At 57.3% G+C, this 314-nt stretch carries 1 pseudogene; it reads left to right on the forward strand.

What is annotated here, in order from left to right:
- Nucleotides 1–314 (forward strand): annotated as a pseudogene (locus EN859_RS40085) (hypothetical protein); the annotation flags it as partial.

Genomic DNA, 314 nt, shown 5'->3' on the forward strand with positions numbered 1-314 from the left:
GCAAGGTGGCAAATGAGGACCTCAAACAGCGCCTTGTGAGCGTAACCGCTGCAATCGTTGGCGCCTCGATCGAGTTCGATGACGCGGCCTCCAACAATGAGATCCACACCATTGCACCGAGTGCGAACATCGACGGTATTGTAACAGTCAAGGAAATGTCGAGGGTCTACACTGGCAGATTGGCCGCGAAGGGGGCCCCTGGCCTCTACGACACTTTGCCGGCTTTGATCGTCACCTACTCGCTGCTCACCATCTCGGTCATCATGTGGCTTGCCATTCCACCCTTCCAGGGCGTGCCGAAGGCGATCCAGGAA

This window comes from Mesorhizobium sp. M00.F.Ca.ET.216.01.1.1 (assembly GCF_004010325.2).
Taxonomy (GTDB): domain Bacteria; phylum Pseudomonadota; class Alphaproteobacteria; order Rhizobiales; family Rhizobiaceae; genus Mesorhizobium.